Raw genomic sequence first — 18,195 nt, forward strand, 5'->3', positions numbered from 1 at the left:
GGTAAATGTTACAGCGAGTAGCGCACCGGCAGCAGCGCGGTGCGGTCTACCGCGCCGTTGAGGTGCTTCATCACCGCATCGTATGGGCACAGGGTGCCGACATCGGTTTTCTGGCAGCCGTTCATCGAGAACTCGCTGCGCAGCGGCGGATGGTCGTTATCCAGCGCGGTCAGCCCGCGAATCTGGTCCAGCGACTGCGCCTGGAAGTAGATGCGCACGAAGCGTTGACCGGACTGCGCGTTGCGCCAGCGTTCGAAAATCAGGCTGCCCGCGGGCGGGATATTACCGCGCGGGTAGTCGCCCATCTGCCAGGTGAAACCCAGCATGGCGCGCAATTTGGCGATGTTGGTATCGTGCGCCACGTACAGCAGCCATTTGGCGTCGGGCGGGGCGTCCGCCTGATGTTCCGGGTTAAGCGCCAGGGCTATCTGATTCATCAGTACCGAACCGCCGCGCCGCGCCACGTAGGGCAGGTCGTTGGTGAAATCGTAGTTGGCGGTCAGCAACGACATTAGCGAACCCACCGCGGCGGCCGTTCTGGCGTTGCCGAACGCCACCTGACCGAGCGGGTTGTTGTTGCTGTAGGCCAGCCGGATGGTTTCCGCCATGTTGGCCAGCGCCTCCGGGCCGTGCAGCGAGGTATTCCCTTTTTTGCTCTCTTTCAATTCCCATTTGGCGCTGAACGCCGGGCAGGGTTTATCCGGCAGGCAGACCGCCTGTTTCAGGCGATCGATCGCCGGTTGCCACTCCGCCTGAATCTGTTCGGCGCTTTTGCCCTGCATCGCTTTTTGCAGGTCGACCTTCACCTGTTCCTGATCCACCAGCACGCCGGCGGTTTCGGCATGGAACAGCGGGTCGTTGTCTTCACTCTCCGGGCCGCGAATCACGACGCCGCAGCCAGGAAATACGCCATCCATCAACGCCATGGCGGTTTCCTGCGTGCGTTGCAGCGGGCTGGCCCAGACAAATACGTCGTCGGGCGCCGGGCAATTGCGGGTCAGCAGTCCGTGCTGGCGCAGGTACTGCCCTTCGTATTGCCCTTTTAGTACCGCCGCCGCATAACCGTGACCGGTCAGCTCGCCGTAATGGGTCAGCCAGGTCGGCCAGTCGCGCCCGGTGCCTTCCTGAATGGTTTTGACGTTGCCCTCGGTCGGCGGGCGTACGCCGTGGCGGCTTATTTCCACCACTTTTTCCAGTGCCCAGCCTGACGGAGCGGTTTCCGCCTGCGCGCCCAGCCAGGGCAACGCCGACAACAACAGCCCGGCGACGGTATTGCGTGTGAATAACATAGTTGATCCTCGGGTACATGCCTTTTGGCTACCGCAAGGCTAAGCGATGGCGGTAGCAGGAAGAATGTTTTTTCTATGTAAGAATCGTGGGATTTTTTTCAGCCTGTAAATAAGTTTGTTGAAGAGAAAATATCTTTTTGAGCCGTGTAATGATGTGAACCGTATCACTTCTACTCTGAACGCCGAGAGATCAAAAAAGAAAAGTTTGAATCATAAAACTGTCTTTTTTTTGCCGGTCTGTTGTCACAGAGCGATTTTAGGCTTTGCGGATTAACCGGGGTGTGATTTACGGAGACGTCATGAAGGCCAATAAAATACCGACGCTATTTAACCGTGGTGGGTTTGGTGGCTCAGGATTTATTGGCTTCGGGTTTATTGCCCCGTTGCTGATCCCGTTATTGCTATTTTGGGTGATTCCTTTTTTTTGCAGCCTCTATATCAGTCTCACCGACTGGGATTATATTTCGCCGGATTATCATCTCGTCGGTGTGGATAATTATCGAGATTTGTTACTGAGCGACGATTTTACCGGCGCGCTGGTTAACACGCTGACGTTCGCCATCGCGGTGGTGATGCCGGTGGTGGCGCTGGGGCTGGGATTTGCGCTGCTGCTGCACCGCCAGTGTCGCGGGCAGCGCTGTTATCAGGCGATGATCTTTTCTCCGTGGATTACCCCGACGGTAGCGGTTTCCGTGGTGTGGTCATGGGTGTTCGATTCCCGCGCCGGGCTGGCGAACCAACTGCTTGGGCTGTTCGGCGTAGCGGGCGTACCCTGGCTGGAGCGGCCGGGCAGCGCCATGCTGGCGGTAGTGATTGTCACGGTATGGCAAGGCATCGGCTGGACGATGATGTTCTTCATCAGCGCGCTCAACCGCATTCCCGCCGAGCTATACGAAGCCGCACGGCTGGACGGCGGCAGCCGCGCCAGGCGCTTGTTAACCATCACCTTACCGCTGATTTCTCCCACCACCTTCTTCCTGTTGATCGTCAATCTGGTGAATGCCGTTCAGGCGTTCGATCAATTTCAAATGCTGACGCAGGGTGGCCCCGGCAATAGCACCCGCACGCTGATGTATCTGTTTTATCAACAGGCGTTTCAGCAGTTCAGCATGGGGCCGGCGGCGGCCACCGCGGTGATGATCCTGCTGCTGGCGGGTTCGCTATCGCTGGTCAACACGCTGATTGCCCGTCGTTGGGTCTATTTTTAAGGAGCATGGGGATGGTGTCGTCACCGATAACGCTTGCCGAACCGGTTGTTTCCGCTGCCGCCCGTCGCCCGGCCTTTCGCGGACGGGGGATGCTGAAACATTTACTGTTACTAAAACATCCGCTGTTGATGATGGCCGGTCTGCTGATGGTATTCCCGTTTGTGTGGATGCTGTCCGGCGCGCTGAAAACCAATGACGAAATTTTCCGCCATCCGCTGCAACTGTTGCCGTCGCATCCCGATTTTTCCTCGTTCGCCGCGGTATGGCGCGAGACGCATTTCGGGTTATTCATGTACAACAGCCTGACGGTGGCGCTGCTGACGTCGCTGTTGGTGGTGGTCAACAGCGTGCTGTTTGCCTACGCCATCGTGCAGTGGCGCGGTAAAGCCAGCCGTTTGCTGTATGGCGTAGTCATGGCCTGTTATATGTTGCCCGGCGCGGTGACCTATATTCCCTGTTACATCATTCTGGCTAAATTGCATTTGCTGGATACCCATATCGGCCTGATTTTTTCCAACGCGGTAAGTGCGATGGGGGTGTTTTATTTGCATCAGGCGCTGAAAAAAATTCATCCGTCATTACTGGAAGCGGCGCGCATTGACGGCGCCGGAGAATGGGCTTTGCTGCGAACCATTGTGCTGCCGCAAATAAAGCCGGTGCTGGCTACGCTGTTTCTGCTTATTTTCATCACCAATTACAACAGCTACATGTGGCCCAGTCTGGTGATTACCTCGCCGTCGCTGAATTTAATTTCCATTGGCATCCGGCAGTATTTTATTTCCGGCGGAGACTATGGCTTTAACTGGTCGAATATCATGGCGGCCAGCGCCATTGTGGTGATGCCGATGCTGTTTTTATTCCTGTTGTGCCAACGAATCATCCTGTCCGGCTTTTCCGATAATGGAGTGAAAGAATAATGATGACCGTATGCAAAGGGTTGCGATTTGTGGGCGGCGCGCTGTGCGCGCTGCTGCTGATCGCGCAGGCGCAGGCCGCCACCGAGGTGAACTTCTGGTATTCCGGCGGCACCAAGCCGCAAAAGATGATGCTGACGCTGATCGACGAATTTAACCGTAGTCAGGATCAATACGTGGTGAAAGGCGCGTTGCAGGGGAATTACGATGAAACCTGGCAAAAAATGCAGGCCGGAATGGCGGCGCAAAACGCCCCGGCGTTCGCGCTGCTGACCGCTTCGCAGGGAACGGCGCTGGCGGAGCGCAAATTGCTGCGCGATCTGCGGCCGTACATGGATGATAGCTTCCACTTCACCGATTTTATCGGCGCGTTCCGCCGTCAGGTCACCCGGCCGGACGGCAGCGTTTACGGTCTGCCCGCCTACGGCACCACCCAGGTGCTGTACTACAACAAGGCGGTGCTGGCGCAGCACGGCTTTACGCCGGACGACCTGAAAACCTGGCAGGGGCTGGCGAAAGTGGCGACGGCGGTCACCCAAAAAGACGCCGGCGGCGACACCCGCTATTACGGTTGGGAGCCGATGTGGGGGCCGGGCAATCTGATTGACGCGGCGCTGTCCAACGGCGGGCGCATTCTCAGCGAAGACGGTAAAAAAGTGCTGATCGATTCGCCGGCGTGGGTCGAGGTTTGGGACAGCTTCCGCCGCTGGATTCATGACGAGCGCATCATGCGTATCTACCACGGCGGTCAGGGCTGGGAATACTGGTATAAAACCATTGATGACGTGATGAAAGACCGGGCGCTGGGGTATACCGGTTCGTCCGGCGATCAGGGCGATCTCGACTTCCAGCGGCTGGCGGCGTTGCCTCAGCCGGGCTGGGGCAACCATCCGGCGGCGCCGCAGGCGGGCGCGCTGATTTTCGTGATGCCCACCGGCACGCCGGACGCGGCGGCGAAGGGCGCCTTTGCCTTTATGCGTTTCTACACCAGTGCGGCCAATACCGCCCGCTGGTCGATGTTCACAGGCTATATTCCGGTGCGTGAAAGCGTGTTGCAGGACGCGGACTATCAGAAATACGTCGCCGCCAACCCGCAGGCTGCCGTGCCGGTGCAGCAGGCGAAATCCGCCAGCATGGATTTCATCGACCCGACCAAAGGCAAAATTCTGGATGCGCTGACCGTTGCCGCCGATCAGGTGGAAATCGAAAACAAACCGGCGCAGCAGGCATTAACCGAGGCGGCCCGCAAAGCGCAGAAAGCGCTGGACCGCATTAATGAATAAGCCGGAGCTGACCCTTGCCGGTTGCCTGACGACGGGGCGCGGGCAGGTAGCGTTTACCGTGCCGGAAGGGATCGACTGCCTGACCCTGACTGCGCACAACCGCAACAAAAGCTACCTGTACGCGTTTGTCTACGACGCCCGCCAGCAACTGCGCGCCAACCTGCTGATTGAACCGGCCGCCAAGTCGGTAACCATCGCCGCACGGCGGGCGCTGCCGTTGGGCGGCATACCGGGGCCGTTGCCGCCGGGGGAGTGGCGGCTGGCGCTGTGCAGCATTCCGGCGCAGGCCAGTCATCCGACGCAGGCGGATTACCAGATTACGGTGGCGTTCGACCCGCCGTTGCCGCCGCCGGATGAAATGCTGCTGACGGTGGCGCTGCGCGGCGACCATCAGGTGTGTTTCGACTATTCCGCCTGCCTTGAACCGGCTTCCCGCTGGTATCGCGGCGACCTGCACGCTCACACCCGGCTGTCGGACGGGCACAACAGCCTGACGGCGGCGGTGGCGCTGGCGCAAGCGCAGCAGCTTGATTTTCTGTTCCTGACCGAACATAACCTGTGTCACCCGGCGCTGCCGACCGGAGGCCGTACCCTGTTCCTGCCCGCGCTGGAGGTGACCACCGATATCGGCCACTTCAATGTGCACGGCCCGCGCCGGGTGCTGACGCTGGAAGACGGGGACATGGCGCCGGAAACGCTGATCCGTCAGGGTTTGTCGCTGAACGTGACGGGCGACGGCAACATCAGCATCAACCATCCGATGATGCCGCCGTGGCACTGGCAGTATGCGGCGATGCCGCTGGCGCGCATCAACACGCTGGAAGTGTGCTGCGACCCGAGCTGGCCGACGTCGGCCGCCGCCACCGAGCGGGCGTTGCAACTGCTGAGCACGTTGTGGAACGGCGGCTGGCGTATCGCCGCCGTCGGCGGCAGCGATTGCCATCTGCGACCGGACGAGCGCTATGACGGCACCACCCAACCTTCGGTGTACGGCGACCCGACGACGCTGGTGTTTGCCCACGGCCTGAGCGGTGACGCCATTCTGCATGGCTTGCGGCAAGGCCGGGTGTATATCGACCGGCAGTGCGGCCTGCGTTTCCGGTTCGACGACGGCGAGGTGCTGCCGGGGCAGAATGTCGGCGCACGCACGGTGCAGGCGACCCTCGCCATCGAAGACGATCGGCCGGGTTACATCGCGGAGTGCGTGGCGGGCGGAACGGTGATTTCTCGCCATGCGCTGGGGCGCGACGAGGTGAGCGTTGCGCTGCCGCTGACGAGCTGGCCGTGGTGCCGCATTGATATCTGTGGCCCGGATGGCGGCTTTGCCGGGCTGATCAACCCGCTGTATAACGGCACTCACCCGATATTCTCCTGCCAGACCTTCACCACCTGGGGTGAAGCGGTGGCGCGCCTGCCGAAATAACGCAGGAAGACGCGCTGTCGGCGTCGCCGCGTCGGGCCATCGCCGGGTAATGACGCGGGCGAACGATGGGCGGCGGGTGGTGCCTCGCCGTGATTAATGGCATAGTCAGCGCCACCTGTCGGACGAAAGACATCAACGACGCCCTGATGCCAACCTCATTATTATCACGTTGGAGCGGCTGGCTGGAACGCCGCCAAACCGTCATTTATCTGCTGACCCTGCTGGTCGCCGCCGTGCTGGCGTGGCGCTGGCCGCCATCGGATGCGGACGCGCTGGCGTCGGCGATTAACCCCGCGCTGGCGCTGATGCTGTTCGTTACCTTTCTGCAATTGCCGCTGTCCCGCCTGCTGGCGGCGCTGACCCACCTGCGTTTTATGCTGGCGCTGGTGGCGACGAATTTTGTGGCGATACCGCTGCTGGTGGCGGTGCTGCTGCGTCTGTGGCCGCTGGAACCGCTGGTGGCGGTGGGCGTCGCCATAGTACTGCTGTGCCCCTGCGTCGATTATGTGGTGACCTTTTCGCATCAGGGCGGCGCGGATTCCCGCTTACTGCTGGCGGCGACGCCGGTATTGCTGGTGTTGCAAATGTTGCTGCTGCCGTTGTGGTTGCCGCTGCTGTTGCCGCAGGCCACGGCGGTCGACATCGGGATGGCGCCGTTTCTGCACGCGTTCATCGTCCTGATGGCGTTGCCGCTGTTGCTGGCCGCTGTCGTTCAGCGCTGGGCGGCGCGATATGCTGCCGGCGCGGCGGTAACCAACTGGCTCGGGCTGTTGCCGGTGCCGGCTACCGCGCTGGTGCTGGCGCTGATCATCGCGTTTGTGGTGCCGCAACTGGGGCTGGCGACCGGCGCGGTGCGGCAGGCGTTGCCTGTTTATCTGCTGTTTGCCATGCTGGCGCCGGCGCTGAGCTGGCTGATGGCGAGACTATGGTCGCTGCCCGCGCCGTCGGGGCGGGCGCTGGTGTTCAGCGGCGCCACCCGCAACGCGCTGGTGATTTTACCGCTGGCATTGGCGATACCCGATGCGTTGCCGGTGATACCGGCGGTGGTGGTGACGCAAACGCTGGTGGAGCTGTTGGCGGAACTGGTCTATATACGCTGGGTACCGCGCCTGCGTTTTGCCGGCGGACAGCCGCACTCCAGCGCGCCATCCGGAAAATAACAAGAAGGAACCATGAAAGCATTCAAACCATTACGCGGGCCGGAACGGCTGATTCGGATGGGACAGTGGGCCGTCGCGCTGCTGTTCGCCTATTTTCTGGTGATGATCAGCGCCGCGGTGCTGGAAGACCTGCCGTCGCTGACCCGTGAGCCGGATCGCGGCAGTTTTATCGACCAGACGGCGGTGGACGCCCAGAAAGCGCGCATGGCGCCGATTCAGGCCGCGCAGGAAGCGCTGGATAACGCGCTGGCGGACAAGCGCGAGGCGCGCGAGATGGCGACTAACGATTACGCCAAAGCCAAAGCCAGTTTCGACAACTGGCGCGCCACCCGCAGCAGTACCGAGCTGTCCGACCAGAATCCGGAGGTGATTAAGCGTAACCATGAGCTGGATCGTCTGCTGGCGCTCCAGCAGCGGCTCGACGGACAACTCGCCGATCTGCAAAAACAGCGCGCACAGTTGCAGCTTCAACTGGCGCCGATAACGCTGGCGGTCAGCCGGTTATACGGTGATGCGGACGCGCGCTATGGCGAGGCGCTGCGTAAGGCGGAGTTGCAGGCGTTCTTCATTCGGCTGGCGTTTGTCGGCCCGCTGCTGCTGGCGGCGTTATGGCTGTTTCGTCGTTACCGCAAGGGCAACCAATGGCCGTTCGTGTGGGGGTTCATTTTGTTTGCCCTGTTCGGCTTCTTTGTCGAGCTGGTGCCGTATCTGCCGAGTTTCGGCGGCTACATCCGTTACGGCGTCGGGGTGGTGCTGACCTATTTCGGCGGGCGGGCGCTGCTGCGCTGGTTGCAGGCGTACCTGGAGCGCAAGAAACAGGAGCAGGCGGCGTCGCAGGAAGAGCGCAAAGAGTCGATTCATTACGAAGCGGCGTTGACGTCGCTGGCGCGCAACCAGTGCCCCAGCTGCGATCGCCCGCTGATCCTGCAAAACGGCGCTACCCCGGCGTTTTGTATGCATTGCGGTTTACAGCTGCTGTCGCCGTGCCCGTCCTGCGGGTTGCGTAAAAACGCTTTCTACCACTACTGCCCGGACTGCGGCGAACCGGCAGAAACGTCGAAAAGCTGAGGCATTACCGCGTCAGGCGCATGACGGTATCAAGCGCATGACGTTATCAAGCGCATGACGTTATCAAGCGCATCGTCGTCAGTTCCAGCCCCTGATCGCCAAAGGGAGCGGTGGCGGTGATATGAAAGCCGAGCGACTGGTAGCAGCGTAGCGCGCTGTGGTTATGGCTATACCCGTCATACTTCAAGTTGCAGGTGCGTTGGCTTTCCTCGCTCACCCCAGTCACTTACTGATGTAAGCTCCTGGAGATTCGCTGCGTCGCCGCCTTCCTGCAACTCGAATTATTTTGGGTATAAACACCGACAGCGATACGGCTTGCGCCTCAAATCGCTCTACCGCCTGTCGGATAGCGGCTTGCAACATCGCGCGCGCCAGCCCGCGCCTGCGGTACGCCGGGTCGATAAACACCCGGCACAGCCGGCTGTGGCGCGGCTCCACCTGATACAGCTCGACAAACCCCACGACGTTGCCCTGATGCTCAAACAGATAAGGCACAAACTGCGGGTTAGCCAGATGATCGGTAATCTGCGTGGCGGTGAGCGGGAACGAATAGGTGGGACCACCCCACAGCAGATTCAGTTCGGCGCTGTCTACCCAGCGAATCAGGCGCGGGTAATCCGCCGGCGTAAAATCGACAAGAGACATCAGGGCGTTTCCTTACCGTTTAAACGACTGGCGGCGCCGGCTTGCAGATAGCGCATCATCTCCTCTTCCGGCACCATACCGCCGCCGGTGGCCCAGATAACATGGGTGCCTTGCCGGCAACGCTGCGGCGTCAGCGGCGCACGCTGGCGATAGCCCTGATTTTCCTGCAACAGACGCAGAAATCCCGGCGCGCCCGCCAGCGCGGACGGCTCCAGCAGAATCTGCTGGGTGTCGTGCATCACATGCAGCAACGCCAGCATGTCGTCATCCGTCAGTGTGTAGTAGCCATCAATCAGCCGCTGCATAGCCTTGCCGACAAAGCCGGAAGGGCGGCCGACCGCCAGCCCGTCCGCCGTGGTGCGGTTGCTGATGCCGAAATCCTGCACCGCCAGTTGGTCGTGTAGGCCGGTGTAGACGCCCATTAGCATGCAGGGGGATTCGGTCGGTTCGGCGAAAATGCAGTGGACGTGATCGCCAAACGCCAGTTTCAGCCCAAAGCTGATGCCGCCGGGCGCGCCGCCGACGCCGCACGGCAGATAGACGAACAGCGGGTGTTCGGCGTTCACCACCCGGCCCTGCGCGGCAAACTGCGCTTTCAGCCGTTCGCCCGCCACCGCGTAGCCCAGAAACAGCGAGGTGGAATTTTCGTCGTCGATAAAGTGGCAGCTCGGGTCGGACTGCGCCTCCCGGCGACCCTGCGCCACCGCCTGACCGTAATCGCCGTCGTACTCCACCACTCGCACGCCGTGTGCGCGCAACCGGTCTTTCTTCCACTGGCGGGCGTCGGCGGACATGTGCACCGTGGTGTCAAACCCCAGTCGAGCGCTGGCGATGCCGATCGACATCCCCAGATTGCCGGTAGAGCCGACCGCGACTTTGTGGCGGCGGAACCACTGCTGGCAGTCGTCGTCCAGCAGTCGGCGATAGTCATCGCTTTCCCGCAGCAGTCCGTGGCGCAGCGCCAGCTGTTCGGCGTGGTACAGCACCTCATAAATGCCGCCGCGCGCTTTGACCGAACCCGCCACCGGCAAGTGGCTGTCCAGCTTCAGTAAGACTGAGGGCGGCGCATCCAGCCCCGCCTGGCGGGCGATCGCGGCGGCAAACGTCGGCACCGGCACCAGTTCGGACTCGATGATGCCGTGGCTGGCTTCCAGTTCCGGAAATGCCTGACGCAGAAAAGGCGCGAACCGCTGCAAGCGCTGGCTGGCGTCGGCCACGTCGGCGCTGGTTAGCGGCACGTCGCCCAGCGCATCGCTCACGGAAGCCGCCGCCGGATTGAACCAGCACACCGGCTGGCGATTAACCAGCGGTTCCAGCAGCGGAAAATCGTGGAACCATTGCGGCAAGGATTTACCGTATACGGCGTCGGCCATTATCGTTGTCTCCTGTAAACGGCGGGCGTACCCGCTGCCAATCATCGACGTTTATCATGCCTGCGTTAGCCGGGATTTGCCTACCGCCATCGCCGGACGGGTGTTTGTTTATAAGAATTTATTTTTTCTAATCATAGAGATATGACAGCTTTTCTACCCTATACAGAATTTTTATACCCGCATAACCGGCTTTTACGACAAATTTACCGCCTGACCGGTAGCCTGACTGCGTGTCTCCGGATGCAGCGCTAACCGAACGCGGGCGGGGCGCAGCGAACCGGCTGTGGCACGGCTCAGATACGCTGTGCGGCAGGCCCATTTCATGGGGAGAGTGAGCCTGCCATAGCGGATCTCCCGAGGGGAGGAGGTAATCATGAAAGTAAACAGGCTGGCGGCAGGCGGATTGTTGCTGATGCTGCCGTTGTGCGGGCTGGCTATTGCGCCTTATCCGGCGGATGGCAATCGTGAATTTACCGAGGCGCAGCGGGCGGAGATCCGCCGGATTGTGACGGAATATTTGCTGATGCACCCGGACAGGGTGCAGGCGATAGGCCAGACGCCGGCGATCGACGGATGTATGCCGGCGCGTCCGGCTGCCGGCAACGGCAAGCTCAATCCGTGCGGCAACACGCTGTGGGTGTGCCCGCCGCAGTAAATCCGGTGGAAGACAGGGTGGGGAAAAGATGGATAAATAATGTTCATATTTTTTGAAAGATATCTGCAAATAAACCCGATTTTAACGTCGGGTTAACAGGTCTATTATCACTTCCATCGAAAGCGAAGACGCTTTCAGAAAAGACAAACAACCGAATTCAACGTGAAGGATATTGACCATGAAAGCTATCAAAAACTTTGTTGCAGTTATCGCCCTGGCTACTGTTTCTTTCGGCACTTTCGCGGCTACCACGTCCAACGCGACTGAAGTACAGCAATCCGCCAGCCTGTCCGCCGGCACCGTTAGCGCAACTGCCAATACGCTGGACGGTTTGCAGGCCAGCCTGTCTGAAAAAGCGAGTGCTGCCGGCGCCAAATCGTTCCGCATCATCTCCGCTACCGGCAACGAAAATCAGATGCGCGGCGTGGCTGAACTGTATAACTGATAATCAGTTTCTGGTTATCATCAGCAACAATTATCCATACGAGCAATGGCCGCCTTCGGGCGGCTTTGTTGTTTTCAGTACTGATTAAGCGCCAGCGCGGCGGCGCCGAAGGCGGCGCTGTTTTGTGTCGGTAGCGTTGAGAGGCGCACCGGCGGTAGCGTCAGCGGCGCGTCGTCGTCCGGCGCGGGCGTCTGAGCCATAACGGCGGCCTGTAACCCGGCCATGAAGGGAGCGGGCAGCGTGCCGCCGAGGTAGAGACAAGGCGGGTCGAGCAGTGCGGTGACGCTATAGAGCAGCCCATACAGTTCCCCCGCCGCGCGTTGGACCCAACTTTTTCCGGCCGGCGAGGCCGCCAGCGCCTGCCAGTCCGCATCGGCGGTATTGGAAGGTAACGGCTCGCCCGCCGCCAGCAGGCAGTCATGCAGATCGTCAAACGACGGGCGTGACTGCGCCCGGGTGCGCAGCGCGCCAATCTCCCCCGCGTTGCCTTGCTTGCCCCGATGAAGTTCGCCATTCAGGATCAACGCGCCGCCAATCCCCTTGCCGATATACAGGTAGAAAAAGCTGTCGTCCGGGGCGGCGGAACCGAAATGCAACTCGCCGATGGCGGCGCAGTTGGCGTCGTTTTCCACCAGCACCGGGCAGCCCAGCCGGTCGCTCAACTGCCGGGCGATATCTACCCCGCGCCAGGCCGCCAGACCGGGGGCGATCCACACCGGCATGGCGCCGCCGTCAAATCGGGCGGGCAGCGCCAGGCTGACGGCCAACAGCCGATCGCGGGCCTGCGGCTGAGCGTCGAGCAGGGTGCGGATAGCATCGGCCAGCGTATTCGCCACTGAGTCAACGATCCGGAAATCGCCGCGCAGGGTGGTTTCCGCCACGCACTGCCCGGCATAGTCCATCAGGATCAGGCAAATCAGGTCGTATTCCGCGTACACCCCCAGTACATAGCCCGCGTGCGCCGCCGGTCGCAGGTTGATTTGCGGCGGGCCACGCCGCCCCTGCGCCCGGTCGCTCTCTTCCAGCAGGCCGAGGTTGAGCATGTCCCGCGTCATCATGCTGACGGCGGCGGTAGTCAGGCCGCTGGCGGCGGCCAGCGCGCTGCGCGACAGGCTGCCCGAACGGCGCAGCAACCCCAGCAGTTTGCGGTGGGTGGCGGTGAGTTCTCGCTTTTCCATGGGTATCCCTTGTCCCGGTTCTGTCCGGTTTCCTTCACACGTCTGCAATATAATTAAGTTACTTAATTAATTCGTCAACCTCAATAACAGGATGGTGCCCGTGCGTAAACTTGTTTCGTTATCCCTGTCGGTGTTACTGGCGAGCGGGCTGATAGCCCACAGTGCGGTGGCGGATGTCATCAAACTCAAACTCTGGACCCTGAATGACAGAAATGCGCCGATGCGCACCGTCAACATCGAGGAGGCGGCCGGGGTGCTCAACCAGCAATTCGCCGCGGCGGGGGTGGATCGCAAAATCGTTATCGATACCCATGCCAGCGCGGTGCAGGGCTGGGACGATCTGGCGCTGGATACGCTGAAAGCCTTCGGCGTCAATCAGGGGCCGGACATCGTGCTGCTGCCGCATGAGTGGATCGGCGAGTTTGCCCGCAACGGTTACGCCATGCCGATGGACGGGCAGATTAAGGCGAATCCGTGGGTGTACGCCGATATTTTGCCGGTGCTGTGGGAGGCGATGAAGTACCAGGGCAAGGTGTACGGCGTCCCGCAGGATGCCGAGATCCGCATGTTTTTCTATAACAAGGACATGCTGCGCAAGATCGGCAAGGACGAGGCTTTTATCGATAGCCTGCCCGCCCGCGTGGACAGCGGTGAGTTCACCATGGATGACCTGACGGCGCTGGCGAAAGAGGTGGTAGACCGCCACGCCGCGCCGATCGGCATGCTGCATCGCCCGAATGTCGGCATCGATTATCTGATGGTGTTTGCCGCCTGCGGCGCGAAATTCATGGATGAGAAAACCGGCAAGCTGCTGTTTGCGAAGAAAGAGGTTGAAACGGCGCTGAGCTGGTACGCCCGCAATGTGGCGGCCGGCGTAACGCCGACCGACAACACCGCCATGAGCTGGGACACCATCCAGACCGCGTTCAAGCAGGAAAAAGCTTTCCTGTTCCATCAGGGCATCTGGGCGATGGCCTGGCAGGTGAACGATAACTTTGGCCCGGCGTGGCCCGCCGATAAAGCGGGTTACACCCACAAGATCGGCTGGATACCGGCACCGGCGGCGGTGAAGGGCGGCAAGCCCGCCAACCTGTCGCACCCCATCGCCTACGTGGTCAGCAATAAGAGCCAGTACAAAGATCTGGCGGCGCAGCTGGTGGCTATCGCCAGTCTGCCGTACTACAACAATCGCCACGCCGTCAGTTCCTATCACACCGCCATCAGCTATGCCCAGACCGCGATGCCGCAATACACCGACAACTGGGCGCTGAGCGAAGCCGGCAAAATGATGAAAAACATTACCTTTGTGCCGAATCACGCCCGCTTTGGCGACTATAACCGGGTGCTGTTCAAAGGCTTGCAGGCGGTGGAAACCAAACGCATGACCCCGGCGCAGGCGGTGGACTTTATCGCCGACGAGCTGGAAACCCAACTGGGCAAGGACGTGGAAATCGTGGATAGCCTGCATTGATTGAAGGCGCGGCCGGAGAGCGCGCTTCTCCGGCCCTGACGAGTGAGGTGGCTATGCCTGTGACGTTGTCGAATCGCCCGGCCGGTGTGCATCCTGCGCGCTGGCTGGCCCCCGCCATCTCGGTGCTGGCGGTGTTTTTTGTCGCGCCGATGCTGCTCAATCTGGTGATTGCCTTTAGCGACATGGGCAGCAATTTGCAGATAAGCGCCTTTGGCACCGACAACCTGATGCGGTTGCTGGTGGCGGACAAACGCCTGCCGGCGATCCTGCTGACCACGCTGGTGTACGTGGTCAGTACGCTGCTGTTGTTCAATCTGGGGCTGGGCATCGTGCTGGCGATCGCCACCACCGCGGTGCCGCCGGCGCTGGGGGCGCTGTTTCGCGGCATCTGGTTTCTGCCGCGTATTTCGCCGTCGGTGCTGTACGCGCTGTTGTGGATCTGGGCGGCGGACCCGTCGCCCCACAGCCTGATCAATCAGGTGGTGGTCGGCGTGTTCGGGCTGCCGCCGCTTAATCTGCGCAACGACCATCCGATGATACTGATTGTGGTGGCTAACGGCCTGGTGGGCGCTTCGTTTGCGATGGTGATTCTCGCCTCCACCATTCGCGCTATTCCGGCCCACCTGTGGCATGCCGCGCGGGTAGACGGCGCCGGGGAGTGGTCGGTGATTCGCCATGTGGTGCTGCCGGCGCTGAAAAGCCCGGTGTGTTTCATCGCGTTGTATCAGGCGCTGTCGCTGATGGTGACTTACGAATACATCCTGCTGATTACCGGCGGCGGCCCGGTGTACGACACCACCACCTATGCGCTCTACATTTATCGACGCGCCTTCGAGTCCGGCGCTTATGGCTACGGCGCCATGCTGGCGCTGGGGCTGATGGTGTTCGGAGGGCTGCTGACGCTGTTGCAGTGGCGGATGATGAACATGCGCGCGCAGTTTACCCCGCCGCGTATCGAGGTGATGCGATGACGACGATGAACGCTGTCGACTGGGCGCGTCAGGCGGCGCGCTCGCGCTGGAACCGGGTGGGTTTTCTGGCGAGCGTGGTGCTGTTTCTGACGCTGGTATCGATACCGATTGTGACCCCTTATCTGTGGCTGCTGGCTATCTCGTTTACCCATCGGGATGGCGACAGCGAGTATCAGGTGCTGTGGCGATTGCTGACGATCGCCGCGCTGGCGTACGGCTTGCTGCTTGCCGTCGCCTGGCGGGCGCGTACCGAACAACGTGCCCGCCGCTTGCGGTGGCTGGTTGGGCTGGCGGCGCTGCTGGTATTCGGCCTGTGGGTTGCTCCGCAACTCACGTTGCACAACTACCGCTTTCTGTGGAACCCGGATGTGCAGGCCACCGGTATGCAAAGCGGCACGCTGCCGTCTGTCTGGACCGCGCTTGGCAACTCGCTGCTGTTTGCTGGCGGCCACACGCTGCTGGTGACGCTGCTGGCGGTGCCTGCCGCCTATGCCTTGTCCCGGCTTGGCTTCCGACGGCGCGAAGGGGTGCTAAAAGCCCTGCTGCTGTTGCACGCCTTTCCGGTGATGGCGTTGACGGTGGCTCTCTTTATTCAGCTCTACTGGATGGGGCTGCTCAACAGCCTGTGGGGCGTGATGCTGGTGATGTGCGCGCTTGAACTGCCGTTCGCCATCTTCGTGATGAAGAATTTTTTCGACGGCGTGTCGTGGGATATCGAAATGAGCGCCATTACCGACGGTGCCAGCCGCTTTCAGGCCTTCCGGCTGGTGGTGTTGCCGCAGGTGACCGGCGGCATTATCGCCATCGCCACCTTTGCCTTTCTGCGCGGCTGGGAGGAGTACATTTTTGTGCGCACCCTGCTGATCGACAGCGGCAGGATGACCATGAGCCTGTACCTGTTCTGGGCGTCGCAGGACAGCATGGGCGCGGATTCCGGGCTGATTGCCGCTGTGGGCGTCATCTACATCCTGCCGGTGCTGGCGCTGTATCTGTTAACTCAAAAATACCTGACGCAAATGAGCGTCGGTGGAATTAAAGGCTGAAATGATGGCGGAGATTGTACTTGATGGCGTAACCAAAGCCTGGGGCGATACGCCGGTGCTGCACCCGGTTAATCTGACGCTGGCTGACGGCGAGTTTGTGGCGATCCTCGGGCCGTCCGGCTGCGGCAAATCCACCACGCTGTTTCTGCTGGCCGGACTGTATGCGCCGACGCAAGGGCAGATTCTGTTCGACGGCCAGCGGGTGAACGGCGTGGACGCGCGCGACCGCAACGTTGGCGTGGTGTTCCAGTCTTACGCGCTGTACCCGCATCTGAGCGTGTACGACAACATTGCGTTTCCGCTGCGTTTCAAACCCGCGGAACGTGCCGAGCGCGACCAGCGGGTGCGGGAAGCGGCGGCGCTGGTACAGGTGACGGAACTGCTGGAGCGCAAGCCGTCGGCGCTGTCCGGCGGACAGCAGCAGCGGGTAGCGCTGGCGCGGGCGTTGGTTAAGCGGCCGTCGCTGTTATTGCTGGACGAGCCGTTGTCCAACCTCGACGCCACCTTGCGTATGACGATGCGCACCGAACTGAAAGCGATTCACGCCCGTTCGCGCGCCACCACGCTGATGGTGACGCACGATCAACTGGAAGCCATGACGCTCGCCAGCCGCATTATCTGTATGAATCAGGGGCGGGTGGAGCAGATCGGCACCCCGCAACAGCTCTATCGCCAGCCCGCTAATACCTTTGTCGCCGGCTTTATCGGCTCGCCGCCGATCTGCCTGCTGCCGGGGCAGGCCAGCGGCCGTCGGTTGACGGTGGGCGAAATAAGCTGGGGGTTGTCATCGACGTATCACGGCGCGCTGACGCTCGGTATCCGGCCGGAAGACGTCACCCTGACGCCGCTGGGCGCCGGCCCGCTGTCCGGGCGCATCGAACACATTGAGCCGATGGGGCGGGAGGTCTTGTACCGCCTGCACACGTCGCTTGGGCCGTTGCAGGCGCTGGCGGCCGGTTCGACGGCGCAGTATGACGCGGGGATGCTCGTCGGGGTGTCGCCGTCGGTGGATGCTCTGCTGCTGTTTGACGCCGACGGCAATCGTCTGCCCGATGTCGGCGTGGTACTGCCCGCCGATGTCGTTTCCGCCTGCCGGACGGCAGGTTAATATCCACATCTACCAACAGGTTGCCTCATGCATATTGTTAGCTACAACATTCAATACGGTCTTGGCCGCGACGGTCGCTACGATCTGGCTCGCATCGCCGATGAAGTGCGCGGTGCGGATATCATCTGTATGCAGGAAGTGGAACGCTTCTGGCAACGCTCCGGCATGATGGATCAACCGGCGGAGCTGGCGGCGCTGCTGGGTGAGTACCACTGGGTGTACGGCGCCAATCTGGACGTGGACGCCAGCACCGTGGCGGCGGACGGTCGGGTCGTCAATCGTCGCCGCCAGTTCGGTACTCTGACGCTGTCCCGCCGGCCGATTCTCTCCAGCCGCAACTTTCCGCTGCCGAAATTCGGCACCCTGACCCAGCACTCTATTCAGCAAGGCGTGCTGGAAACGGTGATCGACACCGGTGCCGGGGCGATCCGCGTCTATAACACCCATCTCAGTCATCTGTGCGCCGGCACCCGGTTGCCGCAGGTGGAGGCGATGCTGGCGCTTTTCGCCCGCGCCCCGGATGAAGGCGGTGCCTGGTGCGGCGGACATCCCGACCCGAGCGCGGGCTGGACCGAAGGCCGGATGCCGCTGATGCCGCTGGAGATGATCCTGATGGGGGACTTGAACTGCCTGCCGGACAGTGAGGAGTACAGCCGTCTGGTTGGGCCGGTGTCGCCGCATCACGGCCGGCTGGTTCGCCACCGTGGGCTGATGGACGCCTGGGTCGCCGCCGGTCAGCCGGAGAGCAGCGGTTCTACTCATCCGGATGTCGGCGGCCGTATCGATCACTGCCTGTTGACGCCATCGCTGGGGCTGACGGTGCGCCGTTGCTGGGCGGATACCGAGAATCAAGGCTCCGATCACCACCCGCTGTGGGTCGAATTGCAATAACCGACACGTCTGTCACCCGCGGCGAGGTCTGCGGGTGATAGTCGATTTATGGTTATTTTTCATTCATTTT

At 61.4% G+C, this 18,195-nt stretch carries 18 protein-coding genes; 13 read left to right on the forward strand and 5 right to left on the reverse strand.

Annotated elements, in window-relative coordinates:
- Window positions 1-8: 8 nt before the first annotated feature.
- Window positions 9-1,289, reverse strand: coding sequence for a histidine-type phosphatase (locus tag DDA898_RS00660; protein ID WP_038909870.1), 1,281 nt, complete (start codon window positions 1,287-1,289; stop codon window positions 9-11).
- A 299-nt stretch (window positions 1,290-1,588) separates the two neighbouring features.
- On the opposite strand from DDA898_RS00660, the gene DDA898_RS00665 reads away from it, so the two are divergent.
- The 6 genes from DDA898_RS00665 to DDA898_RS00690 all read left to right on the forward strand — a co-directional run bounded on the left by DDA898_RS00665 (window position 1,589) and on the right by DDA898_RS00690 (window position 8,345).
- Window positions 1,589-2,497 (forward strand): carbohydrate ABC transporter permease, encoded by a 909-nt coding sequence (locus DDA898_RS00665; RefSeq protein ID WP_224062364.1) that lies wholly within the window; start codon window positions 1,589-1,591, stop codon window positions 2,495-2,497.
- Window positions 2,498-2,508: 11 nt separating this feature from the next.
- The gene (locus tag DDA898_RS00670) at window positions 2,509-3,414 is read left to right on the forward strand and encodes a carbohydrate ABC transporter permease (protein WP_236616694.1); all 906 of its coding nucleotides are present in this window, start codon (window positions 2,509-2,511) and stop codon (window positions 3,412-3,414) included.
- Complete coding sequence (locus DDA898_RS00675; protein ID WP_038909873.1) at window positions 3,414-4,694, forward strand: extracellular solute-binding protein; 1,281 nt, start codon at window positions 3,414-3,416, stop codon at window positions 4,692-4,694. Before DDA898_RS00670 ends, DDA898_RS00675 begins: the two co-directional genes overlap by 1 nt.
- Window positions 4,687-6,117 (forward strand): CehA/McbA family metallohydrolase, encoded by a 1,431-nt coding sequence (locus DDA898_RS00680; RefSeq protein ID WP_038909879.1) that lies wholly within the window; start codon window positions 4,687-4,689, stop codon window positions 6,115-6,117. Before DDA898_RS00675 ends, DDA898_RS00680 begins: the two co-directional genes overlap by 8 nt.
- Before the next feature lie 146 nt (window positions 6,118-6,263).
- On the forward strand, window positions 6,264-7,277 hold the full coding sequence (locus DDA898_RS00685; RefSeq protein ID WP_050570307.1) for a bile acid:sodium symporter: 1,014 nt from the start codon (window positions 6,264-6,266) through the stop codon (window positions 7,275-7,277).
- Between the two features lie 12 nt (window positions 7,278-7,289).
- The gene (locus DDA898_RS00690; protein WP_038909880.1) at window positions 7,290-8,345 is read left to right on the forward strand and encodes a hypothetical protein; all 1,056 of its coding nucleotides are present in this window, start codon (window positions 7,290-7,292) and stop codon (window positions 8,343-8,345) included.
- A 46-nt stretch (window positions 8,346-8,391) separates the two neighbouring features.
- On the opposite strand, the gene DDA898_RS23370 is transcribed toward DDA898_RS00690, so the two are convergent.
- From DDA898_RS23370 to dsdA, 3 genes are read right to left on the reverse strand one after another with little or no spacing between them, the layout of a single operon-like run.
- The gene (locus DDA898_RS23370) at window positions 8,392-8,562 is read right to left on the reverse strand and encodes a hypothetical protein (protein WP_162471543.1); all 171 of its coding nucleotides are present in this window, start codon (window positions 8,560-8,562) and stop codon (window positions 8,392-8,394) included.
- Between the two features lie 5 nt (window positions 8,563-8,567).
- Window positions 8,568-8,990, reverse strand: coding sequence for a GNAT family N-acetyltransferase (locus DDA898_RS00695; RefSeq protein ID WP_038909882.1), 423 nt, complete (start codon window positions 8,988-8,990; stop codon window positions 8,568-8,570).
- Window positions 8,990-10,363, reverse strand: a complete 1,374-nt coding sequence (gene dsdA / locus DDA898_RS00700) for a D-serine ammonia-lyase (protein ID WP_038909883.1) — start codon at window positions 10,361-10,363, stop codon at window positions 8,990-8,992. Before dsdA ends, DDA898_RS00695 begins: the two co-directional genes overlap by 1 nt.
- Before the next feature lie 373 nt (window positions 10,364-10,736).
- Between dsdA and DDA898_RS00705 the strand changes: the two genes are divergently transcribed.
- Both DDA898_RS00705 and DDA898_RS00710 read left to right on the forward strand, forming a co-directional pair.
- Window positions 10,737-11,018 carry a hypothetical protein gene (locus DDA898_RS00705; protein WP_038909884.1) on the forward strand — a complete coding sequence of 94 codons (282 nt, stop codon included), beginning with the start codon at window positions 10,737-10,739 and terminating at the stop codon, window positions 11,016-11,018.
- Window positions 11,019-11,196: 178 nt separating this feature from the next.
- A complete protein-coding gene (locus DDA898_RS00710; protein ID WP_038909885.1) occupies window positions 11,197-11,463 on the forward strand; it encodes a YdgH/BhsA/McbA family protein in 267 nt (88 codons plus the stop codon).
- A gap of 74 nt (window positions 11,464-11,537) precedes the next feature.
- On the opposite strand, the gene DDA898_RS00715 is transcribed toward DDA898_RS00710, so the two are convergent.
- The gene (locus DDA898_RS00715) at window positions 11,538-12,641 is read right to left on the reverse strand and encodes an ROK family transcriptional regulator (protein WP_038909887.1); all 1,104 of its coding nucleotides are present in this window, start codon (window positions 12,639-12,641) and stop codon (window positions 11,538-11,540) included.
- 100 nt (window positions 12,642-12,741) lie between these two features.
- Here DDA898_RS00715 and DDA898_RS00720 point away from each other — a divergent pair, with 100 nt between their 5' ends.
- Genes DDA898_RS00720 through DDA898_RS00740 form a run of 5 tightly spaced genes read left to right on the forward strand, consistent with a single transcriptional unit; the run spans window position 12,742 to window position 18,125 of the window.
- Window positions 12,742-14,112, forward strand: coding sequence for an ABC transporter substrate-binding protein (locus DDA898_RS00720; RefSeq protein WP_013315768.1), 1,371 nt, complete (start codon window positions 12,742-12,744; stop codon window positions 14,110-14,112).
- Between the two features lie 53 nt (window positions 14,113-14,165).
- Entirely contained in the window at window positions 14,166-15,083 is a 918-nt protein-coding gene (locus tag DDA898_RS00725) for a carbohydrate ABC transporter permease (protein WP_038899944.1), read from the forward strand.
- Window positions 15,080-16,126, forward strand: a complete 1,047-nt coding sequence (locus tag DDA898_RS00730; protein WP_038909888.1) for a carbohydrate ABC transporter permease — start codon at window positions 15,080-15,082, stop codon at window positions 16,124-16,126. The genes DDA898_RS00725 and DDA898_RS00730 overlap by 4 nt, the downstream gene beginning before the upstream one ends.
- Window positions 16,127-16,130: 4 nt before the next feature.
- Window positions 16,131-17,234, forward strand: coding sequence for an ABC transporter ATP-binding protein (locus tag DDA898_RS00735; protein WP_038912367.1), 1,104 nt, complete (start codon window positions 16,131-16,133; stop codon window positions 17,232-17,234).
- Between the two features lie 27 nt (window positions 17,235-17,261).
- Window positions 17,262-18,125 (forward strand): endonuclease/exonuclease/phosphatase family protein, encoded by an 864-nt coding sequence (locus DDA898_RS00740; protein ID WP_038909889.1) that lies wholly within the window; start codon window positions 17,262-17,264, stop codon window positions 18,123-18,125.
- The last annotated feature ends 70 nt before the right edge of the window (window positions 18,126-18,195 follow it).

Origin of the sequence: Dickeya dadantii NCPPB 898 (assembly GCF_000406145.1) — a bacterium.
GTDB lineage: Bacteria > Pseudomonadota > Gammaproteobacteria > Enterobacterales > Enterobacteriaceae > Dickeya > Dickeya dadantii.